Below are 25,994 nucleotides of genomic sequence, written 5' to 3'. Positions count from 1 at the left end.
CCGTACCCGTCGCACCACCCGCCGCCGCGCCCACCCGCACGGACCCACCACCAAGGACAAGGACCGCCCCCATGCCGCACTCACCCGACCGAAGCGACCGCCGGGACGGCGAGTTCGCCGACCTCTTCGCCCGCAGGACCCGCGTCCCGCTCCGCGGCTTCCTGCCCGGCCGCCGGGTGTGGAAGGCGATCGGTGGCTCCGCCGCCGCGGTCCTGGTGATCGCCGGCTCCGCCACGGCCGTGGCCGCCATCGACTGGAGCGGCGGTTCGTCCGAGAAGGTGACCACGGCGGCCGACGAACCGGCCGACGACCAGTCCGTCCCCGGCGACACCAAGAAGGCGGCGGTCGACCCGTCGCCGACGGACCGGGCCAAGGGCGAGGGCAAGGGCAAGGACGACCCGGACGTCGTCTACGTCCCGGTCAGCGGCGGAGCGGGAGCGGGGACGGGCGGCGCGGCGGAGCCGGCACCGGACACCGACTCCGGGTCCGACACGGGCGGAACCACGGGCGCCAGCACCTCGGGTTCGACCGGCTCCACCGGCTCGACGGGCTCGACGGGCTCGACGGGCTCGACCGGCACCGAGGAGAAGTCCTCGACCACCCAGAACACCGAGTCCGGGTCGACGTCCGGCTATCTGTGGGCCGACGGAAGCGTGGAGGCCGACTCGAACGACTACTGGGACCAGAGCACCGTCACCGTCAAGTCCACCAAGCCGCTCACCTCGCTCAAGGTCGTCGTCCGCGTCATCCAGACCGGCGGAGTGTCCAGCACGGGCGCCTGGACCTCCCTGGGCGACAAGATCGCCGTGGGCCAGAACGCCACCGGCGACCAGATCGGGTACGTCATGACCCTGAAGTCGGGTGTCACCCTCGCCCCCGGCACCTATGTCTTCAAGGTCCAGTACGACCACGCCCAGGGCCGACGCGACGCGGGCCGCGACCTCTACACCGTCACCGCCGTCGCGAACGGCTCGGACGACGAGTCCCTGTCCGGCCGTTTCTGAGCCTGGCCCCCCGCGGGGGCTCAGCCCGCCCAGCCCTGTTTCCGCAGGACCGAGGAGACATCGGGTGCCCGGTAGTGGTCCCCCTTGAGCACCTTGCCGTCGGCCCGGCGGGCGACCCGCCCGTCGGGGCCCAGCTTGGTCATGTTCGAGCGGTGGATCTCGGCGATCACCGCGTCCAGGTCGATGCCGTGGACGAGAGCGGTGCCGTACGCCACGTACACCACGTCGGCCAGTTCGTGAGCCAGCCGGTCGAGGGGCCCGTCGACCGCCACCTCGGCGACCTCGGCGGCCTCCTCGGCCAGCAACTCCCCCCGGTGGGCGGCCAGCTCGGGCGAGACCTCGGTGGGGGCGGTACGGACGTCGAGGCCGAAGGCTTGGTGGAACTCACGGACCAGGCGAGCGGGAGAGGAACTCATCCGGCGACCCTACCGACCGGCCGCCCTCCTTCGACAGTTCCGTCGGTCTCGTACGCTCATGACGCCCAAGTCCCCTGCTGTCATGGATCTTTGACGCTATGTCAGCACAGGGGGGCCGGTGCCGGAACCTGTGACTCCACTCCGTACGCTCCGTTGTGTCTTCACGTACCACCCCGAGCATTGAGGACCCCACCGTGAGCGTTCCCCCCACCTCCCCCAGCCATCGGGCCACCTCCCGGGTGACCCGCCGTACGGTGATCGGCGCGGCCGGCGCGGTCGCGGCCGGCGCCGTGATCACGCCGACCGTGATGGCCACGACCGGTGACTCCGGCACCGCCCCGTCCTCGGACACCGGCGCCGAAGGATCGGCGGCCGGCACCACGACCGAGACCTTCCCGAAGACCCGCAGCGAGGCCGCCACCGGCGAGGCACCCGTCGAGGCGGCCTTCCCCATCGGCTACGTGGGCGTGCGCTGGGGCGGCACCGACGAGACCACCGGCGGCGGCATCAGACTGACGGACGCCGACGGCGCCCAGGGCGAGTGGCGGTCCCTCGGCGACGGTGGCTGCTCGGTCGCCAACGGCGGCGGTGTGCTGCTCGCGGCCGACCAGGCCGCCGGCTACGAACTGAAGGCGCCCGACGGAGCCACCGGGCTGCGTTCGCTGGCGCTCGACTGCAAGCACGGGCCGGACCGGAAGGTGAAGGTGCCGAGCGACCCCACGCGCGTCCGAGGTGTCCAGTACCTGACCCGGGCCGCCTGGGGCGCCGACGAGTCGCTGCGGTTCAAGGCGGACGGCACCGAGAACACCCCGACCGCGTTCTACCCGTTCCAGACGATCACCGTGCACCACACGGCCATGGCCAACGACGACCCGGACCCGGCCGCCACGGTCCGCGCGATCTACCAGCTGCACGCCGTCACCAACGACTGGGGCGACATCGGCTACCACTTCCTCATCGACGAGGAGGGCCGTATCTACGAGGGCCGCTACTCCGGTGACGACGGCCTGCCCGCGCACGACGCCGACGGCAAGGTGGTGACCGCCTTCCACGTCGGCGGCTTCAACTCCGGCAACCTCGGCATCGCCCTGCTGGGCACCTTCACCGAGCAGGGCCCCAAGGAGGCCGCCCGCGCCGCGCTGACCCGGCTCGTGAAGGTCCTGGTCCGCCAGCACGGCGTGGACCCGCAGGCCCGCGTGACGTACACCAACCCGGTCAACGGCACCCAGAAGGAGGTCGCGGAGATCAGCGGCCACCGGGACTGGATGGCGACGGAGTGCCCGGGCGAGGTCATGTACGGGGAGCTGGAGCGCCTGCGCACGGCCGTGGCCACCGGCCGCTGACCCCCCTCGTCGGCCCCGGCCGCCGGACCCCGCCCCGCAGGGGTCCGGCGTCGCCGAGGTCACGAGCTCGCACCGGATGGGTCCGACCCTGGCCGCCCGCCCGGTGACCTGGCAGGATTTCGTCGCATGGTCCAGGTACTCCCCCGCATCGGCAGGCGGCACGCGCTGCTGGGCTCGATGGCTTCGCTGGTGGTCCTCGGGCTGCTCGCGTGGTGGCTGTGGCCGAGCGAGGAGCCCCCGAACGGGACGATCACGGTGACCACGGGAGCCGAGCGGGGCGTCTACCAGGAGTACGGCAGCCGCCTGCGGAACGCGATCGCCGGGGACATGCCCAAGCTGCGGGTCCAGCTCATGCCGAGCAACGGCTCCCAGACGAACGTCCGCCGGGTGGCCACCGGGCAGGCCGACTTCGCCATCGCCGCCGCCGACGCCGTCCAGACGTACATCGACGAGGACCAGCCCGGCGCCGATCAGCTGCGCGGGGTGGCCCGGCTGTACGACGACTACGTGCAGCTGGTGGTCCCGGCCGACTCGACCATCCAGAACGTCTCGGAGCTGAAGGGCAAGCGGGTCGCCGTCGGCCCCGAGGGCTCCGGCGTACGGCTGATCGCCGAACGCCTGCTGGAGGCGGACGGGCTCGACATCGACAAGGACATAGACGCGCGGCGCGACACCATCGGCACGAGCCCCGACGCCCTGCGCACCGGGAGGATCGACGCCTTCTTCTGGTCGGGCGGCCTGCCCACGAAGGGGCTGACGGACCTCGCGGAGAAGGAGAAGTACGCCTTCCGGTTCGTCCCGATCCGCAGCGACCTGGTGGCGGCGCTGCACGACCAGGGCGGGGTCTTCAGTCACTACCGGGCGTCCGTGATGCCCGCCGACGCCTACCCGACCATCCTCACGGCCCCGGTGCCCACCCTCACCGTGGCGAACCTGCTCATCACCCGCGCGGACATGGATCCCCGCCTCACCGAGTGGCTGACCCGCGTCGTCCTCAAGAGCCGGGACAACATCGGCCAGCACGTCCACGCGGCCCAGGTGGTGGATCTGCGCACCGCGATCTACACGGACCCGCTGCGGCTGCACCGTGGCGCGAGGGCGTACTACCGGTCGGTGAAGCCGTAGTCCGCCAGGGGCGCCGCACAACGGCCTCTCGCACGGTCCTCCCCATCCCTCTCGGACCGCTCAGACCGCTCAGACCGCTCAGACCGGCGGACGCGACCGGGGCACCGTCACCGTGACCCGCAGCCCGTGCGGCTCGTGGTGGGCGTAGGCGATGGAGCCGCCGCCCGCCGCGATCAGCGCACGGGAGATGGAGAGCCCGAGACCCGAGCCCTTGATGTTCTGGTGGGCGGTGCTGCGCCAGAAGCGGTCGCCGACGCGCTCCAGCTCCTCGTCGCTGAGGCCGGGCCCACCGTCGGTGACCACGACCGAGGACGTCTCACCGTTCGAGGCGACCCGGACCTCGACACGTTCCCCGGCCGGCGTGAACTTCAGCGCGTTGTCGATCACCGCGTCCAGGGCGCTGGACAGGGCGATGGGATCGGCCCAGGCGGTGGTGGCCGGGCAGGTGCCGACCAGCGACACGCCCTTGTCGTGGGCCAGCGGCGACCAGGACGCGACGCGCTCGGCGGTCAGCTCGCCCACGTCGATGAGCCGCAGATCGGACTCCGCGTGCTCGGCGAGCGCCAGGTCGAGCAGGTCGTCGAGGACCGACGCGAGCCGTTTGCCCTCGGTGCGGACGGAGGCGATCTCCTCGTTGCCCTCGGGCAGTTCGAGCGCGAGCAGGTCGATGCGGAGCAGCAACGCGGCGAGCGGGTTGCGGAGTTGGTGCGAGGCGTCGGCGACGAAGGCGCGCTGTTGTTCCAGCACGTCCTCGACGTTGTCGGCCATCTCGTTGAACGACCGTGCCAGGCGCCGCAGTTCGGGTGGTCCGCCGGCCGCCGCGACCCGTGACTTGAGGCGTCCCGAGGCGATGGCGTGGGTGGTGACGTCGAGGACACGTACGGGCTTGAGGACCCAGCCCGTGAGCCGCAGCGCGGCGCCGACGGCGAGGAGCATCGCGGCGGCCTCGCCCGCGCCGATGATCAGCCAGCCGCGCAGGATCTTGGAGCGCATCTGGTCGGTGGGCGAGTCGGTGACGACGGCCGCGACGACGTCACCGTCGTGGATGACGGGGGACGCGACGACGAGCCGCCCCTCCTGCCAGGGCCACACCTGCTTCGGGTCGTGCGGGCGCCGCCCCAGCAGCGCCTCCTCGAAGGCGGCGAGTCCCTCCCCCTCGGTGGGCCGGCCCCATTCCAGGGGAGCGTTGGCCATGGCCGGCTGGCTCTTCTCCCGGTAGAACACGCCGGCCTTGATGCCGTACACCCGGTAGTACTGCTCCAGCTCCCGCTGGAGGGTCTCGCCGCGGCCGTCCGTGGTGTCCACGCGGGATCCGCTCGGGCGTTCGGTGACGAACTGGGCGAGGGCCGCGAAGCGCGCCGTGTCGTCGATGCGGTCGACGACCACCTCCTGCTGCCGCGCCGCCGCGAGGCTCACCGCCAGCGGAATGCCGAGGGCCAGCAGCACGGCGGCCATCAGGACGATGAGCAGCGGAAGAAGACGAGTGCGCACGCGGGCACGCTACGGCGTCGGGGCGACCAGCCGATAGCCGACCCCGCGCACCGTCTCGATCAGGGCGGGCATCCGCAGCTTCGACCGCAGGGAGGCGACGTGTACTTCCAGGGTGCGGCCGGTCCCCTCCCAACTGGTCCGCCACACCTCGCTGATGATCTGTTCCCGGCGGAAGACGACACCGGGCCGCTGGGCCAGCAGCGCGAGCAGATCGAACTCCTTGCGGGTCAGCTGGACGACCGCGCCGTCCACGCTGACCTGCCGGGTGGGCAGCTCGATGAGCACGGACCCGAGCCGTAGCCCGCTGTCGCCGGGGGCCGCGGCCTCGTCGGGGGCCCGGCGGCGGGCGACGGCGTGGATCCGGGCGAGCAGCTCGCCGGTGTCGTAGGGCTTGACCACGTAGTCGTCGGCGCCGAGGTTGAGGCCGTGGATCCGGGACCGTACATCGGAGCGGGCCGTCACCATGATCACCGGGGTGCTGGTGCGCTTGCGGATCTTGCCGCAGACCTCGTAGCCGTCCTGGTCGGGCAGGCCGAGGTCGAGCAGGACGACTCCGAAGCCGTTGCCCTCGGGGACGAGCGCCTGGAGCGCCTCCTCGCCGCTGCGGGCGTGGGTGACGTCGAAGCCGTGCCGGGCCAGGACCGCGGACAGGGCGGCGGCGACGTGGTTGTCGTCCTCGACGAGGAGCAGCCTCATTCCGGCCCCTTCCTGCTCGGTGGGTCATGCGTTTCGGTCATGTGTGCGTCTCGGCTGGCACACATTACGCGGATTCGCATGCCGGGCACGCGCACATCGGCCCCTTCGCAGTCACACTGATGAGTGAGGACGCCGTCAAGGCCGGACGGGTTCCGAACGAGTTCCGTTATCCAGCCGAAACACCCCGCCCGGGCCCGTCACGTGCAGTGTCCGTCCGGCTACCAGATCGTTATGCTCAATTCTCGCTCAGATGTAATGACGCTGGTCGTCGCCGGTCACTACTGTCCTCCGAAACCGAGGAAGACGGAGCCCAAAGCGATGACCGAAGTTTCGGTGGTCAAGGACGCGGTGCCCGCGGCCGACGACCTGGTCGTCCTGAAAAGCGTCAACAAGCACTTCGGCGCGTTGCACGTACTCCAGGACATCGATCTGACGATCACCAGGGGCGAGGTCGTCGTGGTGATCGGCCCCTCCGGGTCCGGTAAGTCCACCCTGTGCCGCACCATCAACCGGCTGGAGTCGATCGACTCCGGCGACATCACGATCGACGGCAAGCCGCTGCCCGCGGAGGGCAAGGCGCTCGCACGACTGCGGGCGGACGTCGGCATGGTGTTCCAGTCGTTCAATCTCTTCGCGCACAAGACCGTGCTCGAGAACGTGATGCTGGGGCAGCTCAAGGTCCGCAAGACCGACAAGAAGCAGGCCGAGGAGAAGGCACGGAACCTGCTCGACCGGGTCGGCGTGGGCACCCAGGCGGACAAGTACCCCGCACAGCTCTCCGGCGGTCAGCAGCAGCGTGTCGCGATCGCGCGGGCGCTGGCCATGGACCCCAAGGTCATGCTCTTCGACGAGCCGACCTCGGCGCTGGACCCCGAGATGATCAACGAGGTCCTGGAAGTCATGCAGCAGCTGGCCCGGGACGGCATGACGATGGTCGTGGTCACCCATGAGATGGGCTTCGCCCGTTCGGCCGCCAATCGGGTGGTGTTCATGGCGGACGGCCGCATCGTCGAAGAGGCTGTGCCGGACCAGTTCTTCAGCAACCCCCGCAGCGACCGGGCCAAGGACTTCCTCTCGAAGATCCTGCACCACTGACGGCCCCGCCGACGCCCTTTCCGGCCCCCGGCACCCGCACCATGACGGTCCGCATCTCTTCACCACGCAAAGGATGTTCACCATGAAGCTCCGCAAGGCCTCCGCCGCAGCAGCCGCCGCCCTCGTCCTCGCCCTGACCGCCACCGCGTGCGGCGGCGACGACAGCAACGGCAACGACGGCGGCTCCGACTCCGGTTCCAGCGGCGGCGGCAAGATCAAGATCGGCATCAAGTACGACCAGCCCGGCCTCGGCCTGAAGAACCCGGACGGTTCCTTCTCCGGCTTCGACGTCGACGTGGCGACGTACGTGGCCAAGGAGCTCGGCTACGACGCCAAGCAGATCGAGTTCGTCGAGACCAAGAGCGCCGACCGCGAGAACGCGCTGGCCCGCGGCGACGTCAAGTTCATCGCGGCGACGTACTCGATCAACGACGAGCGCAAGAAGCTCGTCGACTTCGCCGGCCCGTACCTGCTGGCCCACCAGGACCTGCTGGTCAAGGCCGACTCGGACATCGCCAAGGGCACGGACCTCAACGGCAAGACCCTCTGCTCGGTGACCGGCTCAACCTCGGCGGAGAACGTCAAGAAGGACATCGCCCCGAAGGCCCAGCTCAAGGAGTACGGCGGCTACTCGGAGTGCATCGCCGGCCTGCAGAGCGGTGCCGTGGACGCCGTGACGACCGACGACTCGATCCTCGCGGGCTTCGCCGCGCAGGAGAACTACAAGGGTCAGTTCAAGCTCGCGGGCCTGAAGCTCAGCAACGAGAACTACGGCATCGGTGTCAAGAAGGGCGACAAGGCGACCGTCGACAAGATCAACGCCGCCCTGGAGAAGATGGTCAGCGACGGCGCGTGGGAGACCGCGGTCAAGGAGAACTTCGGCCCGGCCAACTACAAGAACGAGCCCGCCCCGAAGATCGGCGTCATCGCCTAGTCAGCGGACATCCGCCACCAGCGCGGATCTCGTTGTCGCGCCGCCGCCCGCCGCAAGGCGCGGTCAGGGCGGCGGCGCTCTGCGCCTGCCACGTATGCCACACACCCGGAAGCGCGGGAGACAGTGTTCGACTTCCTTTCGACTTACAACGACCCAACCTTCTTGGGTGCGTTCTGGATGACGGTCAAGCTCACCGTCTTCTCAGCCATCGGCTCCCTGATCTGGGGAACCCTGCTGGCCGCCATGCGCGTCAGCCCCGTGCCCCTCATGCGCGGCTTCGGCACCGTCTATGTGAACGTCGTGCGGAACATCCCGCTGACCGTCATCATCGTCTTCACCTCGCTCGGCCTCGCCGACATCTTCCGGGTGACGATGGGCGCGGGCAACGACGTCAAGCTCACGGCGTTCCGACTCGCCATTCTCGGTTTCGTGGCCTACACCGCGGCCTTCGTCTGCGAGGCGCTGCGCTCCGGCATCAACACCGTTCCCGTCGGTCAGGCCGAGGCGGCACGCGCCATCGGACTGAGCTTCAGCCAGGTCCTCGGCCTCATCGTGCTGCCGCAGGCGTTCCGGTCCGTCATCGGACCGCTGGCCAACGTACTGATCGCGCTGACCAAGAACACGACCGTGGCCGCGGCGATCGGTGTGTGGGAGGCCGCCTACCTCATGAAGGGCATGATCGAGAAGGAGGCGCAGACTCTGCTCATCGGTGGGATCTTCGCCTTCGGATTCGTGGTTCTGACCCTTCCCACCGGCCTGATCCTGGGCTGGCTGAGCAAGCGACTGGCGGTGAAGCGATGAGCTCCGTTCTCTACGACGCCCCCGGCCCCCGGGCCAAACGGCGCAACGTGATCCTCACGGTGGTCTTCGTCGTCCTGCTCGCCCTCCTCGCGTGGTGGCTCTGGGGAGCGCTGGACAGCAGGAACCAGCTGGAGTGGAAGCTCTGGAAGCCGTTCTTCACCTCCGAGGCCTGGACGACGTATCTGCTGCCCGGTCTCGTCAACACGCTCAAGGCCATGGCGCTCTCCATCGTGATCGCCCTGCCCCTCGGCGCGCTCTTCGGCATCGCACGCCTCTCCGACCACCTGTGGGTCCGCATCCCGGCCGGTGCGGTGGTCGAGTTCTTCCGGGCCATCCCGGTCCTGCTGCTGATGCTGTTCGCCAACGAGGTCATCGCCCGCTCGATGAACGTCACCACCGAGCAACGGCAGCTCTGGGCGGTCGTTGCCGGTCTGGTGCTGTACAACGCCTCGGTCCTCGCCGAGGTCGTGCGCGCCGGTATCCTCGCCCTGCCCAAGGGCCAGACGGAGGCCGCCCAGGCGATCGGTCTGCGCAAGGGCCAGACGATGTCCTCCATCCTGCTGCCGCAGGCCGTCACCGTGATGCTGCCGGCCATCGTCAGCCAGCTCGTGGTCATCGTGAAGGACACCGCGCTCGGCGGCGTGATGATCGGGTTCACCGAACTGCTCAGCGGACGCGCGACGCTGGCGGCGGTGTACGCCAACGTCGTGCCCAGCTTCGTCGTCGTCGCGATCATCTACATCGTCCTGAACTTCATCATCACCAGCTTCGCGAGCTGGCTGGAGCAGCGGCTGCGGCGGGGCAAGAAGTCGACCGGGGTGGTGCTGGGCCCGGCGGCGATCGAGGGCACCGCGGCGACCGGCGCGGGCGCAGGCGTCGGCATGGGCGGTGTCGCCGGCGGCGATGGCGATGGCGAAGCAGGCACCTGACAGGTGATCAGGTGACATCCCCCCAGGATGTCCCCCGATTCGCTCCCCGGAGGGCAGTGGCATGATCGCCACTGCCCTCCGTCACTTGACGCAAGCACCGGCAATGGGTTGCATACGTTCTGTGATCGTGCACCCTGCTCCAACTTCCTGTTCACCCACGTCCGCCGGGACGTCGCGTCGGGCAGGGGGCGCCGCGCCGTGGATCCGGTGATCATCGTCGGTGCGGGGCCCGTGGGGCTCACGCTCGCCCTCGCGCTGGCGCGCCAGGACGTCCCGTCCGTGGTCCTCGACGAGGGACCGGGGAAGGACGAGCAGCGGCTCGCACGGACGGTCGTCCTGAACGAGGACACGGCCGCACTGCTGGAACGGTTGTCCGGAGCCCCGCTCTCCCGGATCGGCTTCCGCTGGGCCGGATGGCGGTCGATGCGGCGCAAGCAGGTGATGCGTCAGGTCAGGTTCGGGGAAGCCGACTTCGAGGAGCCGGGCATCCCGCCCCGGGACGGCGCGAAGGCCGCCCGCGGCGGCCACGACGCCGTCGTGGAGGGTTCCGCCGACCTCCCCCCGCTCCACATCGCCCAGCACGTCCTGACCGCCGCCCTGCGCGAGGCCATCGCCGGTGAGCGGCTCGTCAAGATCGCCGTGGAGAGCCGGCTCGACGCCCTCGAACAGGAGAAGTCCGGCGTCACGGCCCACACCCGTGGCCCCAAGAGCACCTGGTGGCGCGGCAGTTACCTGGTCGGGTGCGACGGCCCCCGCTCCACGGTCCGCAAGCTCCAGGACATCCGCTTCCCCGGCCGTACGGCGGTGGAACGACACGCGGTGGCGGCATTGCGCGCCGAACTCCCCTGGCCGGGCGAAGCGTTGCTGCACCGCATGCCACCGTGGCGCACGGCGGGCCCGTCCGGCGGGGAGATCACCGCGCGACCCCTCGACGAGGGTCTCTGGCGCCTCGACTGGCTCCTGCCACCGGGCAAGGACCTGGTGACGCCCGAACTCCTCGTGGCCCGCGTCCGCGAGACCCTCGCCGGCTGGACAGGCGGCTCGACACCGCCCTACGACCTGCTGGACACCGGCGTCCACACCGTGCACCACCGGCTCGCCCGGCGCTGGCGGGTCGGCCGGGTCTTCCTCGCCGGCGACGCGGCCCACCTGCTCGGGGCACTCGGCACCCAGGGTCTGGACGAGGGACTGCGGGACGCCGACAACCTCGCCTGGAAACTGGCCCTGGCCTGGCACCACGGCCCCCACGAGACCCTGCTCGACAGCTACCAGACGGAACGGCGCGCGGTCGTCGCCGCCCGGTTGCGCGCCGCCGACCAGGTACTGCCCCTGCTGCGCGGCGGCAAGGGGCTGCGGTCCTACGTCCCCGGCTCCGGCCGGGGCCACGACGCGCTGCTGGCCGACGGACACCTGGGGCGCGGGGCACTGGGCGCGCCGGGGGCGTACTCCGACTCGCCTCTCATGCCTCCACGCGCCGCCGCGGAGACTCCGGTCGACACACTGCCGGGCACCCAGGTCGTGGATGTGGAGGTGACGGCGGAGGACGGCACCTTCGTACCGCTGCGGGACCGGCTCGGACGCGGGGCTCTGCTGGTCGTGCTGATCGCGCCGGGCACCGGGGTGTGGGAGCGCAAGCACTGGATGAGCGCCGGGATCATGCCCCGTCTCGCCGCCGCCGTCTCCGCCCTGCCGCGGCCCGCCGAACTGCTGGTCGCCGAGGCCTACCCGGGCGCCGCCGCCCACACCGTCCTCCTCGTCCGCCCCGACGGCTACCTCGTCACCGCCCTGAGCGGCGTGCGCCCGGCCGACCTGTACGCGGCCGCGGAAGCGACACTGGGCGGGGCGAAGCAGCAGCCCGAGACCAGCGACAGCGACGCGGCCACGAGCGCGTGCTGAGCGCCGACTTGCCCTCGGAGACGCCCTGTCCCGCGCTGAGAGGCGCCGGACCGATCGACGGCCGTCACTGTGTGTCCACATAGTGACGGTGAGTTGACCACCCAGCCCGGTCATGGTGTACTCCGGTCCGTGACCGACACCTCTACGCGCCTGTGGCGGAGGGTCCATATGGACCTCGTCCGCTATGCGGGCTGCGTGTGTCGTCCGTCCTGCTGACTTCGCATCCCTCTTCTTTCGCGCGCGCCACCCGTGTGCAGCCGCGCGCTCCCCAGCGAACGCACTTCAGGACGGTACCCGTGTCTGTGTCCCCCGTTGTTCCCCCCGCTTCCGCTCCGACCGCCTCCGCCCCCACGCAGGCGGAACTGCTCGACTTCGTTCGCCGGACCGCCGCCGACGCCGAACTGATCGCCTCACTCCCGCTCGACCCCGAGGGCCGCACCTGGGTGCGGCTCGAAGGTCCCGGCGGCAGCGAGGCCTGGCTCATCGGCTGGCCGCCCGGCACGGGGACCGGCTGGCACGACCACGCCGACTCGGTGGGCGCCTTCGTCACCGCCGCCGGCGAACTCAAGGAGTACTCACTCGCCGCCCGGCTGCCCACCGACGGCTGGAAGACCCTCGAACTCACCGAAGGCGTCGACCGCGAGCGGCAGTTGCCCGCCGGCAAGGGCCGTTCCTTCGGACACCACCATGTCCACGAGGTGCTCAACGAGTCCTCCGAGGAGCACGCGATCTCCGTCCACGCCTACTACCCGCCCCTCCCCCGCATCCGCCGCTTCAGCCGCACGGGGCAGGTGCTGCGCCTGGAGCACGTGGAGCGCCCGTCGGACTGGCAGTGAGCCCCGGGGGCCCAAGCGGCCCCCGGCCCGCTTCCTCTCCTCGAAGCCCCCCCGCTCCCTCTCCCCGTACCCTTCGCTCCCCCCTCGCCTCAGTACCCCTCGTCCTCCAGCCCCTCCGTCTCCTCCCCCTCTTCCTCCAGCGCCTGCCGGACCACTCGCAGGGCCATGCCCTCGGGGTAGCCCTTGCGGGCGAGCATGCCGGCGAGCCGGCGGAGGCGTTTGTCACGATCGAGGCCACGGGTGGAGCGCAGCTTGCGGGCGACGAGCTCGCGCGCGGTTGTCTCCTCCTGCTCCGAATCGAGCTGGGAGACGGCCTCGTCGATCAGGGCCGAGTCGACACCTTTGGTGCGCAGCTCCCTGGCGAGGGCTCGTCGGGCCAGGCCCCGACCGTGGTGCCGGGACTCCACCCAGGCGTCGGCGAACGCGCTGTCGTTGATCAGCCCGACCTCCTCGAACCTCGACAGCACCTCCTCCGCCACATCCTCCGGGATCTCGCGTTTGTGCAGGGCGTCCGCGAGTTGCTTACGGGTGCGCGGGGTCCCGGTGAGCAGGCGCAGGCAGATCGCGCGCGCCCGCTCAGCCGGGTCCCCTGAGGACTCGCCTTTCTCGGCCCTCGACGAGAAAGACGAACCCCCGTCCTGCGGTCCCCCGTCGTCCGGGCCGTCGCCCGCTTCCCCGAAGCCACGCCGCCGACCGCTGCGGCCGCCGCGCCTGCCACGCGCGTCGCCGTCCGCACCGCCCGCACCGCGCGTGGGGCCGCCACCACGCCGACGACCGCCGACGGCCGGGCCCGCACCGGAGCGCGATCCGTCCTCCCCCCGTGCGACGTCGCCGTCACCGTCGCTGTCGTAGGACCGGAAGCCCTCGTGGCCGTCCTCGTCCTCGTGCGCGCCGAATCCCCCGGTCCCCCCGCCGGTACCCCCGCGCCCCCGGCCCTCGGGAGCACCGGGATACGCGTACTCGCCCCAGTCCGTTCTGCGCGTCACGGACTAGCTCTTCGCCGCCGCGGCCTTGGTCTTGGTGGCCTTGGCAGCCGGAGCGGACACCGCCTTCGCGGCGTCGTCAGCGGTGGTCGGGGCCGCGCCCGCCGCGTCCGCGCCCGGTTCGGCGGTGGGCTCCTCGGGCCGGACGCCGACGCCCAGCTTCTCCTTGATCTTCTTCTCGATCTCGTTGGCGAGATCGGGGTTGTCCTTCAGGAAGTTACGGGCGTTCTCCTTGCCCTGGCCGAGCTGGTCGCCCTCGTACGTGTACCAGGCACCGGCCTTGCGGACGAAGCCGTGCTCCACGCCCATGTCGATCAGGCCGCCCTCACGGCTGATGCCCTGGCCGTAGAGGATGTCGAACTCGGCCTGCTTGAAGGGCGGCGCGACCTTGTTCTTGACGACCTTGCAGCGGGTGCGGTTGCCGACCGCCTCCGTGCCGTCCTTCAGGGTCTCGATACGACGGATGTCGATACGCACCGAGGCGTAGAACTTCAGCGCCCGGCCACCGGTCGTGGTCTCCGGGGAGCCGAACATCACGCCGATCTTCTCGCGGAGCTGGTTGATGAAGATGGCGGTGGTCTTGGACTGGTTGAGCGCGCTGGTGATCTTCCGCAGGGCCTGGCTCATGAGACGGGCCTGCAGACCCACGTGGCTGTCGCCCATCTCGCCCTCGATCTCCGCGCGCGGGACGAGCGCGGCGACGGAGTCGATGACGATGAGGTCGAGGGCGCCGGAGCGGACCAGCATGTCCACGATCTCCAGGGCCTGCTCGCCGTTGTCGGGCTGCGACAGGATCAGGTTGTCGATGTCGACACCGAGCTTCTTCGCGTACTCGGGGTCGAGGGCGTGCTCGGCGTCCACGAAGGCCACCTGGCCGCCGGCCTTCTGGGCGTTCGCCACCGCGTGCAGGGTCAGGGTCGTCTTGCCGGAGGACTCCGGGCCGTACACCTCCACCACGCGGCCGCGCGGCAGGCCACCGACGCCGAGGGCGACGTCCAGTGCGGTCGACCCGGTGGGGATGACCTCGATGGGCTCGTTCGGCCGCTCGCCGAGGCGCATCACCGCACCCTTGCCGAACTGCCGTTCAATCTGTGCGAGCGCGGCGTCGAGCGCCTTCTCGCGGTCGGTTCCTGCCATGGGTTCCACCCGGTTTGCTTGAGTCGATCGCTTCACGTGAAAGACGCTAACGCCTGCCACTGACAATGGGCCCCGACGCCCGCCCGGCCTGTGGATAACTCGGGCACTTCTCCACGAAAACCCTGTCGAACTCCCGTCGACAGCCGCGCCGGAGCCTCCATAAGAATGGATGTTCGATTTTAGTGTCAAGCGACACCACGAGCCGTCCGGAGGACTTCCGCATGTCCTCGCCGAGGCACCTTCTCGGGCGGCCGCGCCCTACGGAGTACCGCGCTCCGGCCCCGCGTCACCCTCCGGTCCGGCGCCACCCTCCGGCCCGGCGCCACCCTCCGAACCCGCGTCGCCCTCCGGCCCGGCGTCGTCCCGGGTGTCGTCGCCTGCGTCGTCCGTCGGTCGGCTCGTCGGCCGGTGCCGGTCCGCCTTCTCCTCCAGCCGCGTACGCAGACGCGCGAGGGGGTTGCGGGAGCCCCGGCTGCGGTGGCCGTGCACCCGGGGGTCGTCCGTGACGTCGTACCGCTTCACGTACGCCCCGAGGAACGCCTGCAGGGTGGCGATGGCGGGAATGGCGATGAGCGCGCCGACGGCACCGAGGAGAGCGGTGCCCGCGATGACCGACCCGAAGGCGACGGCCGGGTGGATGTCCACGGTCTTGGCGGTCAGCTTGGGCTGCAGCACGTAGTTCTCGAACTGCTGGTAGATGACCACGAAGACCAGGACCCACAGCGCGTACCACGGGTTGACCGTGAAGGCGATCAGCATCGGCAGGGCGCCCGCGAGATAGGTGCCGATGGTGGGGATGAACTGCGAGACCAGGCCGACCCAGACCGCGAGCGCGGGCGCGTAGGGCACGTCGAGGTACTCCAGCAGGACGTAGTGCGCCCCGCCGGAGATCAGCGCCATCAGCCCGCGCGAGTAGAGATAGCCGCCGGTCTTGTCCACGGCGATCTCCCACGCGCGCAGCACCTCGGCCTGCTTCGCGGGCGGCAGCACGGAGCACAGCGCCCGCCGCAGCCGCGGTCCGTCGGCGGCGAAGTAGAACGAGAACAGCGCGATCGTCAGCAGCTGGAAGAGGCCGCCCAGCACCTGCGCGGAGACGTCGAGGACGCCCGTGGCGCTGTTCTGCACGTACTTCTGCAGCCAGTCGGAGCGGAGCAGCCCCTCCTGGATGTCCACCCGCTTGAGCTCGGTGTGGAAGCTGGTGTTGATCCAGCTGATGACGGAGTCGAGGTACGCCGGGAAGTCCTCGACCATCTTGATGATCTGGCCGGCGAGCATCGAGCCGAGCAGGGTGACGAAGCCCGCGGCCCCGACCAGTGTGATCAGGAAGACCAGGAAGGTCGCGAAGCCCCTGCGCAACCCCTTCGAGGCCATCCAGCTCACCGCGGGCTCGATCGCGAGCGCCAGGAAGAACGCGATGAGGATGTTGACGAGCAGCCCGATCAGCTGGTGGAACGCCCAGCTGCCCAGTTGGAAGACGGCTACGAGGGAGAGCGCGAGCACCATCGCGCGCGGCAGCCAGCGCGGCATACGGCCGCTCGGCGCGGCGCCGGGTCCCGGGCCGGCCGGGGGGCCGGTGGGCGGTGTCGTGCCGGACGGGGGTACCTGCTGCTGCAACCTCGCGGTCTCGTCTGTGGGGGCCACGCACCAAGTCTCGCCCACGCCACCGACAATCAGTCGCCGCCCCCGGATCCTCCGGCGCAACGATCGACGTCCACGTGGTGAAGTCCCGGGCCTTTCAGCGGTTTTCAGCCGGAACGCCCATGGTGGCGCACACCACGCGCCACACGTCCTTGGCCTCCCAGCCCGCGTCCAGCGCCTCGTGGACCGTACGTCCGCCGAGGTCGGACATCACATGATCGCGCGCGAAGGTTTCGGCGTACCCCGCACCGAAGTGCTCCGCCATCCGCTGCCAGAAGACCGTCAACCGCATGAGTCCAGTATCCCGCCCCAGGGGGTGGGCCTTCACGGGACGGCCTTCCGATACCGCTTTCCGCCCTACGGTCGGAGCCATGGCCGAAACCGGAGCATCCCCACTCCCCTCGTCGTCCCCGGCGCAGACCCCGCTGGCTCGCGCCGAGCAGTTCGTCTGGCTGACCGCGCGCGTGCTGGAGCAGCGCCGCTTCGCCTACCACTTCCTGGAGGGGAGCGCCGACGCGGTGGAGACCGCGCTGGCCGCCTACCGCAACGCCGACGAGGGGTACGGGCACGCGCTCGAACCCGATCTGCGCGGACCCGTGAGCCAGCCGCTGCACACCGGGCACGCGCTGCGCGTCCTGGACTCGATCGGGCGCTGCGGCGGACAGCGGGTGGAGCGCGCGTGCCGCTATCTGACCTCGGTGTCGACCTCCGACGGCGCGCTCCCCGCAGTGCACCCCAGCCAGCGCGGCTATCCCGCGGCCCCGTTCGTGCCGATCGTCGACGACCCACCCAGTGATCTGCTGGCCACCGGGCCCGTGGTGGGTCTGCTGCACCGCAACCAGGTGTGGCACGCGTGGTTGTTCCGGGCCACCGACTTCTGCTGGCAGGCGGTCGAAACCCTGGAGAAGTCGCACCCCTACGAGGTCCATGCCGCCGTGGCGTTCCTGGAGTCGGTGCCGGACCGCCCGCGCGCGCGGGCGGCCGCCGACCGGCTCGGCCGCCTGGTGCGCGAGCACCGGCTCGCCGCGCTGGATCCGGAGCGGCCGCACGACTTCCCCGTGTCCGCCGGCTACGCACCGGGCGAGCACCACTACCCGCACGACTTCGCGCCCACCCCGGAGTCCCTCGCGCGCGCGTGGTTCACCGACGAGGAGATGTCCCGTTCCCTGGACTTCCTGGCGGGCGAGCAGGCGGAGGACGGCGGCTGGCCGATCCGCTGGCGTCAGTGGGCCCCGAGCACGGCCATGGAGAGCCGCCCGATCGTGACGATCGAGGCGCTGCGTACGTTGCGCGCGTACGGGCGGCCGATCGGCTGAGGCCTGCCGGCTGGGGGTTTGTCGGCACGCACGCGCACACGTGAGTGCATCCGGCACGCGCGTGTGCGTATGCCTGCGTGCGTGTGCGTGCGTGCCGTACGGACAGCCACGGCGACCGTCAGCCCGTGATCGCCCGCGCCCCCGCCGTCACGAGCACCGCCGCGGCCACGACGACCAGGAAGGGGGCCCGCAGGAGCAGCGCCACGGCGGCCGCGGCGAGCCCCGCGGCCCTCGCGTCCACCACCAGGTCGTGACCGTCGGCGAAGGTCTGCTGGGCTGTGAGGGCGGCGAGAAGGGCCACCGGCAGCAGGGCGGCGAGGCGTTGCACGAGGGGGCGTTCCAGGACGCCCTCCGGCACCAGCAGGCCGATCAGCTTGACCGCGTAGCAGCCGACGGCGGTGACGACGACCGCGATCCAGACGTTCACCGCTCGTCCCCCTGCGTGTCGCCGCGCATACCGTCCTCGCCCTGCGGACGCTGCCCACCGGCGTCTTCACCACGTGCCTCACCACGTGCCTCGCCCCCTGGGCGGTCGGTCCTGCGGCGGCGCCCCTCCACCCAGAGGACGATCGGGGCGGCACTCGCGGCGACCAGGACCGGGACCCCGGCGGGCAGGACCGGCAGCAGGCCCAGCCCCAGGACGACGGCGACGCCCGCGACGGCCCGTTCCCCCGCGGTCTTCAGCATCGGCGCGAGAAGGGCCAAGAAGACAGCGGGCCCGGCCGCGTCGAGCCCCCAGGCATCGGTGTCGCCGAGGGCCTCCGCACCGAGCGCGCCGAGCAGCGTGGTGAGGTTCCACAGCACGTAGAGGCTGAGCCCGGTGACGGCGAAGCCGATGCGGGTGGCACGCCGGGTGGGCTGGGCGAGGGCGACGGCCGTGGTCTCGTCGATGACCCACTGGGCGGCGAACGGCCGCACCGCGCGCGGGAGGGCGAGCATCTGTGACAGACGCAGCCCGTAGAACGCGTTGCGCACGCCCAGGAAGAAGGCCCCGGCGGCTGCCGTGAAGGGGTTGCCGCCGGCCGCGAGCGCGCCCACCAGAGCGAACTGGGAGGCCCCGGTGAACACCAGGAGGCTCAGCGCGCAGGTCTGCAGCAGGCTGAGTCCGCTGCCGGCCGAGGTCACCCCGAAGGCGAACCCGGACAAACCGACGGCCACCCCCACTCCCAGGGCGTCCCGGACGACCGCTCCGTCGGGTTTCGTGCCGCCACCGTCGTCCCGTGTCTCCGCGAGACCTGTCTGTTCACTCACCACGCCCCGGACGGTACGAGCCGGCGGCGCTATCGGTCTTGTACGTTCTTGCGCCCCCGCGCGCCGTCCGTGTGTCCGGGCGCGCGCTCCTCCCGCCCCCGCCCGCCGTCGGGACCACCGATGCGTTCGCGCTGGTAGGCCCCCGGAGGCACGCCCACGATCCGGCTGAAGTGGCGGTTGAGGTGCGGCTGATCCGTGAAGCCGACGGCGACGGCGGCATCGACCGGAGCCGTGCCCGCGTCGAGCAGGCTCCGCGCCCGCCGCACGCGGGCGTCGGTCAGCCAGGCGTGCGGGGGCATGCCGTAGGCCGCGCGGAAGGCCCGCAGCAGCGCGAAGGGGCTGGTGCCCAGGTCGGATGCGAGCTGCGCCAGGGTCGGCGGGTCGGCCATCCGCTCCGACAGCACCGCACGCGCGCGTGCCGCGGCGGAGGTGCCGGCCGTACGGACGGGCCGTTGGGGGAGTGGACCGCCGTTCAGGCGCAGCAGCCGGGTCACGGCGACCCGCAGCAGGGTGTCCGCGGCCAACGCGTTGCCCTCGTCGACGGCCCGCAGCACCTGATGGACGAGGCCGGCGGCGTACGGGTCGTCGAGCACCGGATGCACGAAGCTGGGGGTGCCGCGGATCGTGGTGGTCTCGGCGGCGATCTCGGCCACCACGTCCGGGGACGGGTAGACGGCGCCGTACCGCCAGCCCTCGGGCACACCGGCGCGACCGGTGTGGGGAGTGTCCGGGTTGACGAGGGCCAGGGTGCCCGGGCCCGCGTACTGATCGGCACCGCCGTGGTGGAACACCTCGAGGCCGTCGGCGATGGCCGCGATCACGAAGTTCTCGTGGGTGTGCCGCACGAACTTCTTCTGGACGTACCTCGCTCGCAGCAGGTCGACCCCGGGCAGCTCCGCGTACCGCCAGTGCCTCGCCCGCTCCATCGAACCCGCCATACCCCCATTCTGCGGCCGCCCCGAACGGCGAACGCCCACAGGCCCCCGCCCGGCCGCATCCACCCCCGCCCGCCTCACCCGACCGCCTCACCGCCAACAGCCTCACCGCCGACCGCCTCACCCCCGTCCGCCCTCCTCCGCACCACGCCCCCTCATCCCGCCCCCTCATCCCGTCCCACTCCGAGCCGTTTGCCCAGGTCCGGGCCGTTGTCAGTGGTCGGGTGCAGGATGGGGGCATGGTCAGCTCCGCAGATCGAGCCCTCGACGGCTTCTCCCCCGCCACCCGTGGCTGGTTCACGGGGGCCTTCTCCGCGCCCACCGCGGCCCAGGCCGGGGCGTGGCGGGCGATCGGCGAGGGCTCGGACGTGCTGGTGGTCGCCCCGACCGGCTCCGGCAAGACGCTGGCCGCGTTCCTGGCCGCGCTGGACCAGCTGACGTCGAGCCCGCCCCCGGCCGACCCGAGGAAGCGCTGCCGGGTGCTGTACGTGTCACCGCTGAAGGCCCTCGCGGTGGACGTGGAGCGGAACCTGCGCAGTCCGCTGACCGGCATCCGCCAGGAATCGGTGCGCCTGGGACTGCCCGAGCCGGAGGTGAAGGTGGGCATCCGCTCCGGGGACACCCCGGCCGCCGAGCGCCGGGCCCTGGCGACCCGCCCGCCGGACATCCTGATCACCACCCCCGAGTCGCTGTTTTTGATGCTGACGTCGGCCACCCGTGACGCGCTCACGGGCGTGGAGACGGTGATCCTGGACGAGGTGCACGCGGTCGCGGGCACCAAACGCGGCGCTCACCTGGCCCTCACCTTGGAGCGCCTCGACGAGTTGCTGCCCCGGCCGGCCCGCCGTATCGGCCTGTCCGCCACCGTGCGGCCCGTCGACGAGGTCGCGCGCTATCTCTCCCCGCGCCGCAGGGTGGAGATCGTCCAGCCGCCGTCCGGCAAGGAGTTCGACCTGTCGGTGGTCGTGCCGGTGGAGGATCTGGGGGAGCTGGGCGGTTCCCCCGTCGCCGACGCCAACGAGGGCGCGGAGCGGCCGTCGATCTGGCCGCACGTGGAGGAGCGGATCGCCGACCTCGTCCAGGCCCACCGCTCCACGATCGTCTTCGCCAACTCCCGGCGCCTCGCGGAGCGCCTGTGCAACCGGCTCAACGAGATCGCGTACGAGCGAGCCACCGGCGAACCCCTGGACGAACACCACGCCCCGGCCGAGCTGATGGGCGGTTCGGGCGCGGCCCAGGGAGCGCCCCCGGTCCTCGCCCGCGCCCACCACGGCTCGGTCTCCAAGGAACAGCGCGCCCTGGTCGAGGAGGATCTGAAGGCGGGTCGGCTGCCGGCCGTGGTCGCCACCTCCAGCCTCGAACTGGGCATCGACATGGGCGCGGTGGACCTCGTCGTCCAGGTGGAGTCACCTCCGTCGGTCGCTTCGGGCCTGCAGCGCGTGGGCCGGGCCGGGCACCAGGTGGGCGCGGTCTCCACGGGCGTGGTCTTCCCCAAGTACCGGGGCGACCTGGTGCAGTCGGCCGTGGTCACCGAGCGGATGCGCAGCGGCTCCATCGAGTCCATGAGGATCCCGGGCAACCCCCTGGACGTCCTGGCGCAGCAGATCGTCGCCATGACCTCGATGGACACCTGGCAGTTCGACGACCTCCTCGCCACCGTCCGCCGGGCGGCCCCGTTCGCCTCGCTCCCCGAGTCCGCGTTCACGGCCGTCCTCGACATGCTCGCGGGCCGCTATCCGTCCGACGCCTTCGCCGAGTTGCGCCCGCGCGTGGTGTGGGACCGGGTCGCCGGCACGATCACGGGCCGCCCCGGCGCCCAGCGGCTCGCCGTCACCTCCGGGGGCACGATCCCGGACCGGGGCCTCTTCGGGGTCTTCCTCGCGGGCTCCGACCCCAAGAAGGGCGGCGGCCGGGTCGGTGAGCTGGACGAGGAGATGGTGTACGAGTCCCGGGTCGGGGACGTGTTCACCCTCGGCACCAGTTCCTGGCGGATCGAGGACATCACACGCGACCGGGTGCTGGTCTCCCCCGCGCCGGGCGTCCCGGGCCGCCTGCCGTTCTGGAAGGGCGACCAGCTCGGCCGCCCGCTCGAACTGGGCCGTGCGGTCGGCGCGTTCCTGCGCGAGGTGGGGTCCCTGTCCGAGGAGGACGCCCGACTCCGTCTGCTGACCGCCGGACTCGACGCCTGGGCCGCGGACAACGTGCTCTCCTACCTGGCCGAACAGCGCGAGGCCTGCGGCCACGTACCGGACGACCGCACCATCGTCGTCGAACGCTTCCGCGACGAGCTGGGCGACTGGCGGGTCGTCGTCCACTCCCCCTTCGGTGCCCAGGTGCATGCCCCCTGGGCGCTCGCCCTCGGCGCCAAGCTCTCCGAGCGGTACGGCATGGACGCCCAGGTGATGCACGCCGACGACGGCATCGTGCTGCGCCTGCCCGACGCCGACCTCATGGGCCTGGACCTGCTCGACATGGAGCCCATGAAGGCGGGCACGGAGTACGACGCCGAGCAGGCCCCGCTCGGTGCGGCGGACGTCGCCTTCGACAAGGGCGAGATCGATCAGATCGTCACCGACCAGGTGGGCGGCTCGGCCCTGTTCGCCTCCCGCTTCCGCGAGTGCGCCGCCCGCGCGCTCCTGCTGCCCCGTCGCAACCCCGGCAGGCGCACGCCCCTGTGGCAGCAGCGCCAGCGCGCGGCCCAACTGCTCCAGGTCGCGAGCGAGTTCGGTTCGTTCCCGATCGTCCTGGAAGCGGTCCGCGAATGTCTGCAGGACGTCTTCGACGTCCCCGGCCTCGCCGAGCTGATGGGCGACATCGAGTCCCGCAAGGTCCGCCTCGTCGAGGTCACCACCCCGGAGCCCTCCCCCTTCGCCCGCTCCCTCCTCTTCGGCTACGTCGCGCAGTTCCTCTACGAGGGCGACTCCCCGCTCGCCGAGCGCCGCGCGGCCGCCCTGTCGCTGGACTCCCGGCTGCTCGCCGAGCTGTTGGGCCAGGCGGAGCTGCGGGAGCTGCTCGACGCCGAGGTGCTGACCGAGCTGGAGCGGGAGCTCCAGTGGCTCACCGAGGACCGACGCGTCAAGGACGCCGAAGGCGTCGCGGACCTGCTCCGCCTCCTCGGCCCCCTCACGGACGCCGAGTTGGCCGAGCGCGGCGCCGAGCCGCAGTGGGCGCCGGAGCTGGCCAGGGCCCGCCGCGCCATCCGCGTCCGCGTCGCCGGCACCGACCACTGGGCGGCGATCGAGGACGCGGGCCGCCTGCGGGACGCGCTCGGCACCGCCCTGCCGGTCGGTGTCCCGGAGGCCTTCACCGAACCGGTCAAGGACCCCCTCGGCGACCTCCTCGCCCGGTTCGCCCGCACGCATGGCCCGTTCACCTCGGCCACGGCAGCCGCCCGCTTCGGCCTCGGCGCGGCCGTCACGGACGGCGCGCTGCACCGTCTGGCGGCGAACGGCCGTGTCGTGCAGGGCGAGTTCCACCCGGCGGGCATCGGCCAGGAGTGGTGCGACGCGGCCGTGCTGCGCCGCCTGCGCCGCCGTTCTCTCGCGGCCCTGCGCCATGAGCTGGAGCCGGTGCCGCCCGCCGCGCTCGCCCAGTTCCTGCCCCAGTGGCAGCACGTGGGCGGCGGCCACGGACTGCGCGGCGTCGACGGCCTGGTCCGCGCGATCGAACAGCTCCAGGGCGCCTCCGTGCCGGCCTCCGCCCTGGAGAAGCTGGTCCTGCCCTCGCGGGTGGCGAACTACAGCCCCGCGATGCTCGACGAACTCACCGCTGCCGGAGAGGTCGTCTGGGCCGGGGCCGGAGCCCTCCCCGGCAAGGACGGCTGGGTCTCGCTGTATCTGGCGGACGCGGCCCCCCTCCTCCTCCCACCGCCTCACCCCCTGGAACTGACCGCGCTCCACGAGTCGATCCTGAGCGCCCTCTCCGGCGGCTACGGCCTCTTCTTCCGCCAGATCGCCGACCAGGTCCGCGCGACCACCCACCCCGACGCCACCGACCCCCAACTGGCCGACGCCGTCTGGGACCTGGCCTGGTCCGGCCGGCTGACCAACGACACGCTCACCCCCATGCGCTCCCTCCTCGGCTCGGGCCGCACCGCGGGCTCCACCGCCCACCGCGCCAAGCGCACGGTCCCGCGCGGCCGGTACGGCTCCCTGACCGCTGCCCCCCGCCCCCAGTCCCGTACGGGCCCGCCCACGGTCGCCGGCCGCTGGTCCCTCCTCCCCGCCCATGAGCCCGATCCCACCGTCCGCGCCCACGCCCTGGCCCGCACCCTCCTCGACCGCCACGGTGTCGTGACCCGGGGCGCGGTCGGCGCCGAGGGGGTCGAGGGCGGCTTCTCAGCGGTCTACCGCGTCCTGTCCGTCTTCGAGGAGAGCGGCCAGGCCCGCCGCGGTTACGTCGTCGAGGGCCTGGGTGCCGCCCAGTTCGCGATGGACGGCGCCGTGGACCGCCTCCGCGCGGTGTCCAACGCCCGCGAACGCAACGAGCCCGTGCCGAGCCCCGCCCCGTACACCTCCGCCGACGAGGCCCACCCCACAGCACAGCCCCTGCCCTCGTGGGACACCTTCATCGACGCCGCCTCCTTCACCCCCGTCGACCCCGGTGCTCCCGACCTGAACCTCGACTTCGACTCCCCGTACACTCCCGACACTCCCGTCGGCACCCCGAACGGCACTCCGGACGGACACCCCACGCCCGCCCAGGCCGACCCGTACCACCGCACCGGCCGCGCCCCGAACCGCACCCGCTCCACGCCCTCCCCGCGAGCCGTCGTCCTCGCCGCCGCGGACCCCGCGAACGCCTACGGCGCCGCCCTCCCCTGGCCCGAGCCCCCCACCGAGGCCGGGCACAAACCGGGCCGCAAGGCGGGCTCCCTGGTCGTCCTGGTCGACGGCGAGCTGACCCTCTACATGGAGCGCGGCGGCAAGACCCTCCTGGCCTGGCCCGCCGACCCCGATGCCAGACCCCTGGAGGACCCCCGCCTGCGCCCGGCCGCCGAAGCCCTCTCGGCGGCGGCACGCGCGGGCTCCCTGGGCACGATCACGGTGGAGCGCGTGAACGGCACCTCCGCCCTCACCTCCCCCCACGGCCCCCTCCTGGAAGGAGCAGGCTTCATCGCGACCCCCCGTGGCCTGCGCATCCGAGCGTGACCCGTGAGAGCCCCCACATCAGGGGCACGAAGCGCCGCCACCGTGCGCCCCCACGCCCCTCCGTGCCACGAGGACGACCAGCCGTCCCCGGAGCACCCGGTCCCCCGACATGCCACCCTTGACCCATGCCCGAAGGTGACACCGTCTGGCAGACGGCGAGACGACTCGACACCGCCCTCGCCGGCAAGGTCCTGTCCCGCTCCGACCTGAGGGTCCCGAAGTTCGCCACGGCCGACCTCACCGGCCGCACCGTCCTGGACGTCACCCCCCGGGGCAAGCACCTCCTCACCCGCATCGAAGGCGGCCTGACCCTCCACTCCCACCTGCGGATGGACGGCTCCTGGAAGGTGTACGGCAACGACGAGCGCTGGCGCGGCGGCCCGGCGCACCAGATCCGCGCCATCCTGGGCACCGTCGACCGCACGGCCGTCGGCTACCGCCTCCCCGTGCTGGAGCTGATCCGTACCGTCGACGAGTCCCGCGCCGTCGGCCACCTCGGCCCCGACCTGCTCGGACCGGACTGGGACCCCGACCGAGCCCTCACCAACCTCCTGAGCGACCCCGCGCGCCCCCTCGGCGAGGCACTGCTGGACCAGCGCAATCTCGCCGGCATCGGCAACGTCTACAAGAGCGAACTCTGCTTCCTGCTCCGGGTCACCCCCTGGCTCCCCGTCGGCGCCCTTCCCGAGGACCTCGCCGCCCGGTTGCCCGTCCTCGCCAAGAAGCTCCTCGAAGCCAACCGCGACCGCCCGATCCGCAGCACCACCGGCCACCGCCATCACGACCTGTTCGTGTACGGCCGGGCCCCTCGGCCGTGCCTGCGCTGCCAGACCCCCGTCCGCGCGGCCGACCAGGGCGACGGTTCCCGGGAACGCCCCACCTACTGGTGCCCCACCTGCCAATCGGGACCGGCACCGGCGCCCGGCACCGCCAGAACGTCTCGCGCGCACCCCCGCACCGCACACGGAACCCGACGCCGCACATCTGATTGACGGACCGTCAGAAACGCTCGTACCGT

The 25,994-nt window shown here is 71.8% G+C and carries 23 protein-coding genes; 13 read left to right on the top strand and 10 right to left on the bottom strand.

Features of this window, described 5'->3' with window-relative positions; translation table 11 throughout:
- Positions 1-71 precede the first annotated feature (71 nt).
- Positions 72-1,004 carry a hypothetical protein gene (locus tag L3078_RS33320; protein WP_239757622.1) on the top strand — a complete coding sequence of 311 codons (933 nt, stop codon included), beginning with the start codon at positions 72-74 and terminating at the stop codon, positions 1,002-1,004.
- Between the two features lie 20 nt (positions 1,005-1,024).
- Here L3078_RS33320 and L3078_RS33315 read toward each other — a convergent pair whose 3' ends face one another.
- Positions 1,025-1,420 carry a pyrophosphohydrolase domain-containing protein gene (locus L3078_RS33315; protein WP_239757621.1) on the bottom strand — a complete coding sequence of 132 codons (396 nt, stop codon included), beginning with the start codon at positions 1,418-1,420 and terminating at the stop codon, positions 1,025-1,027.
- Between the two features lie 194 nt (positions 1,421-1,614).
- On the opposite strand from L3078_RS33315, the gene L3078_RS33310 reads away from it, so the two are divergent.
- Entirely contained in the window at positions 1,615-2,763 is a 1,149-nt protein-coding gene (locus L3078_RS33310) for a peptidoglycan recognition protein family protein (protein WP_239757620.1), read from the top strand.
- 126 nt (positions 2,764-2,889) lie between these two features.
- The gene (locus L3078_RS33305) at positions 2,890-3,888 is read left to right on the top strand and encodes a TAXI family TRAP transporter solute-binding subunit (RefSeq protein WP_239757618.1); all 999 of its coding nucleotides are present in this window, start codon (positions 2,890-2,892) and stop codon (positions 3,886-3,888) included.
- 78 nt (positions 3,889-3,966) lie between these two features.
- Here the strand turns inward: L3078_RS33305 and L3078_RS33300 are convergent, their stop codons facing one another.
- Both L3078_RS33300 and L3078_RS33295 read right to left on the bottom strand, forming a co-directional pair.
- Positions 3,967-5,379 carry a sensor histidine kinase gene (locus tag L3078_RS33300; protein ID WP_239757617.1) on the bottom strand — a complete coding sequence of 471 codons (1,413 nt, stop codon included), beginning with the start codon at positions 5,377-5,379 and terminating at the stop codon, positions 3,967-3,969.
- 9 nt (positions 5,380-5,388) lie between these two features.
- Positions 5,389-6,075, bottom strand: a complete 687-nt coding sequence (locus tag L3078_RS33295; protein WP_239757616.1) for a response regulator transcription factor — start codon at positions 6,073-6,075, stop codon at positions 5,389-5,391.
- A 318-nt stretch (positions 6,076-6,393) separates the two neighbouring features.
- Here L3078_RS33295 and L3078_RS33290 point away from each other — a divergent pair, with 318 nt between their 5' ends.
- The 7 genes from L3078_RS33290 to L3078_RS33265 all read left to right on the top strand — a co-directional run bounded on the left by L3078_RS33290 (position 6,394) and on the right by L3078_RS33265 (position 12,566).
- Positions 6,394-7,170, top strand: a complete 777-nt coding sequence (locus tag L3078_RS33290) for an amino acid ABC transporter ATP-binding protein (protein ID WP_239757615.1) — start codon at positions 6,394-6,396, stop codon at positions 7,168-7,170.
- 82 nt (positions 7,171-7,252) lie between these two features.
- Complete coding sequence (locus L3078_RS33285; protein WP_239757614.1) at positions 7,253-8,104, top strand: glutamate ABC transporter substrate-binding protein; 852 nt, start codon at positions 7,253-7,255, stop codon at positions 8,102-8,104.
- Between the two features lie 123 nt (positions 8,105-8,227).
- Entirely contained in the window at positions 8,228-8,905 is a 678-nt protein-coding gene (locus L3078_RS33280) for an amino acid ABC transporter permease (protein WP_275593186.1), read from the top strand.
- A complete protein-coding gene (locus tag L3078_RS33275; RefSeq protein WP_239757612.1) occupies positions 8,902-9,834 on the top strand; it encodes an amino acid ABC transporter permease in 933 nt (310 codons plus the stop codon). Before L3078_RS33280 ends, L3078_RS33275 begins: the two co-directional genes overlap by 4 nt.
- Before the next feature lie 198 nt (positions 9,835-10,032).
- Positions 10,033-11,730 carry an FAD-dependent monooxygenase gene (locus tag L3078_RS33270; RefSeq protein ID WP_239757611.1) on the top strand — a complete coding sequence of 566 codons (1,698 nt, stop codon included), beginning with the start codon at positions 10,033-10,035 and terminating at the stop codon, positions 11,728-11,730.
- A 168-nt stretch (positions 11,731-11,898) separates the two neighbouring features.
- Positions 11,899-11,946, top strand: a complete 48-nt coding sequence (locus L3078_RS45000; protein WP_309506048.1) for a hypothetical protein — start codon at positions 11,899-11,901, stop codon at positions 11,944-11,946.
- 80 nt (positions 11,947-12,026) lie between these two features.
- The gene (locus tag L3078_RS33265; protein ID WP_239757610.1) at positions 12,027-12,566 is read left to right on the top strand and encodes a cupin domain-containing protein; all 540 of its coding nucleotides are present in this window, start codon (positions 12,027-12,029) and stop codon (positions 12,564-12,566) included.
- 89 nt (positions 12,567-12,655) lie between these two features.
- On the opposite strand, the gene recX is transcribed toward L3078_RS33265, so the two are convergent.
- From recX to L3078_RS33245, 4 genes are all read right to left on the bottom strand, one after another.
- Entirely contained in the window at positions 12,656-13,552 is an 897-nt protein-coding gene (gene recX, locus L3078_RS33260; RefSeq protein WP_239757609.1) for a recombination regulator RecX, read from the bottom strand.
- A gap of 3 nt (positions 13,553-13,555) precedes the next feature.
- Positions 13,556-14,686 (bottom strand): recombinase RecA, encoded by a 1,131-nt coding sequence (gene recA, locus L3078_RS33255; protein ID WP_239757608.1) that lies wholly within the window; start codon positions 14,684-14,686, stop codon positions 13,556-13,558.
- Positions 14,687-14,944: 258 nt separating this feature from the next.
- Positions 14,945-16,327, bottom strand: coding sequence for an AI-2E family transporter (locus L3078_RS33250; protein WP_420864128.1), 1,383 nt, complete (start codon positions 16,325-16,327; stop codon positions 14,945-14,947).
- A 94-nt stretch (positions 16,328-16,421) separates the two neighbouring features.
- Positions 16,422-16,616 (bottom strand): DUF3046 domain-containing protein, encoded by a 195-nt coding sequence (locus tag L3078_RS33245; protein ID WP_045561144.1) that lies wholly within the window; start codon positions 16,614-16,616, stop codon positions 16,422-16,424.
- 79 nt (positions 16,617-16,695) lie between these two features.
- Between L3078_RS33245 and L3078_RS33240 the strand changes: the two genes are divergently transcribed.
- Complete coding sequence (locus L3078_RS33240; RefSeq protein ID WP_239757607.1) at positions 16,696-17,640, top strand: hypothetical protein; 945 nt, start codon at positions 16,696-16,698, stop codon at positions 17,638-17,640.
- A gap of 118 nt (positions 17,641-17,758) precedes the next feature.
- Here the strand turns inward: L3078_RS33240 and L3078_RS33235 are convergent, their stop codons facing one another.
- From L3078_RS33235 to L3078_RS33225, 3 genes are read right to left on the bottom strand one after another with little or no spacing between them, the layout of a single operon-like run.
- Complete coding sequence (locus L3078_RS33235) at positions 17,759-18,067, bottom strand: AzlD domain-containing protein (RefSeq protein WP_239757606.1); 309 nt, start codon at positions 18,065-18,067, stop codon at positions 17,759-17,761.
- The gene (locus tag L3078_RS33230) at positions 18,064-18,891 is read right to left on the bottom strand and encodes an AzlC family ABC transporter permease (protein ID WP_239757605.1); all 828 of its coding nucleotides are present in this window, start codon (positions 18,889-18,891) and stop codon (positions 18,064-18,066) included. Before L3078_RS33230 ends, L3078_RS33235 begins: the two co-directional genes overlap by 4 nt.
- A gap of 29 nt (positions 18,892-18,920) precedes the next feature.
- A complete protein-coding gene (locus L3078_RS33225) occupies positions 18,921-19,829 on the bottom strand; it encodes an AraC family transcriptional regulator (protein ID WP_239757604.1) in 909 nt (302 codons plus the stop codon).
- A 236-nt stretch (positions 19,830-20,065) separates the two neighbouring features.
- Here L3078_RS33225 and L3078_RS33220 point away from each other — a divergent pair, with 236 nt between their 5' ends.
- Positions 20,066-24,976, top strand: coding sequence for an ATP-dependent helicase (locus tag L3078_RS33220; RefSeq protein WP_239757603.1), 4,911 nt, complete (start codon positions 20,066-20,068; stop codon positions 24,974-24,976).
- A 125-nt stretch (positions 24,977-25,101) separates the two neighbouring features.
- The gene (locus L3078_RS33215; RefSeq protein WP_239757602.1) at positions 25,102-25,968 is read left to right on the top strand and encodes an Fpg/Nei family DNA glycosylase; all 867 of its coding nucleotides are present in this window, start codon (positions 25,102-25,104) and stop codon (positions 25,966-25,968) included.
- Positions 25,969-25,994: the final 26 nt, after the last annotated feature.

The organism is Streptomyces deccanensis (assembly GCF_022385335.1).
GTDB lineage: Bacteria > Actinomycetota > Actinomycetes > Streptomycetales > Streptomycetaceae > Streptomyces > Streptomyces deccanensis.
The sequence above is the reverse complement of the archived record's forward strand: the minus strand, read 5'-3'. Positions and strand labels throughout refer to the sequence as shown.

Excerpts from the sequence above, each read along its gene's own strand:
- L3078_RS33245 (WP_045561144.1), bottom strand. The coding sequence starts at position 16,616 with ATGCGGTTGACGGTCTTCTGGCAGCGGATGGCGGAGCACTTCGGTGCG.
- L3078_RS33275 (WP_239757612.1), top strand. The coding sequence starts at position 8,902 with ATGAGCTCCGTTCTCTACGACGCCCCCGGCCCCCGGGCCAAACGGCGC.
- L3078_RS33240 (WP_239757607.1), top strand. The coding sequence starts at position 16,696 with ATGGCCGAAACCGGAGCATCCCCACTCCCCTCGTCGTCCCCGGCGCAG.
- recA (WP_239757608.1), bottom strand. The coding sequence starts at position 14,686 with ATGGCAGGAACCGACCGCGAGAAGGCGCTCGACGCCGCGCTCGCACAG.
- L3078_RS33220 (WP_239757603.1), top strand. The coding sequence starts at position 20,066 with ATGGTCAGCTCCGCAGATCGAGCCCTCGACGGCTTCTCCCCCGCCACC.
- L3078_RS33215 (WP_239757602.1), top strand. The coding sequence starts at position 25,102 with ATGCCCGAAGGTGACACCGTCTGGCAGACGGCGAGACGACTCGACACC.
- L3078_RS33305 (WP_239757618.1), top strand. The coding sequence starts at position 2,890 with ATGGTCCAGGTACTCCCCCGCATCGGCAGGCGGCACGCGCTGCTGGGC.
- L3078_RS33285 (WP_239757614.1), top strand. The coding sequence starts at position 7,253 with ATGAAGCTCCGCAAGGCCTCCGCCGCAGCAGCCGCCGCCCTCGTCCTC.
- L3078_RS33225 (WP_239757604.1), bottom strand. The coding sequence starts at position 19,829 with ATGGCGGGTTCGATGGAGCGGGCGAGGCACTGGCGGTACGCGGAGCTG.
- L3078_RS33320 (WP_239757622.1), top strand. The coding sequence starts at position 72 with ATGCCGCACTCACCCGACCGAAGCGACCGCCGGGACGGCGAGTTCGCC.
- L3078_RS33290 (WP_239757615.1), top strand. The coding sequence starts at position 6,394 with ATGACCGAAGTTTCGGTGGTCAAGGACGCGGTGCCCGCGGCCGACGAC.
- L3078_RS33295 (WP_239757616.1), bottom strand. The coding sequence starts at position 6,075 with ATGAGGCTGCTCCTCGTCGAGGACGACAACCACGTCGCCGCCGCCCTG.
- L3078_RS33315 (WP_239757621.1), bottom strand. The coding sequence starts at position 1,420 with ATGAGTTCCTCTCCCGCTCGCCTGGTCCGTGAGTTCCACCAAGCCTTC.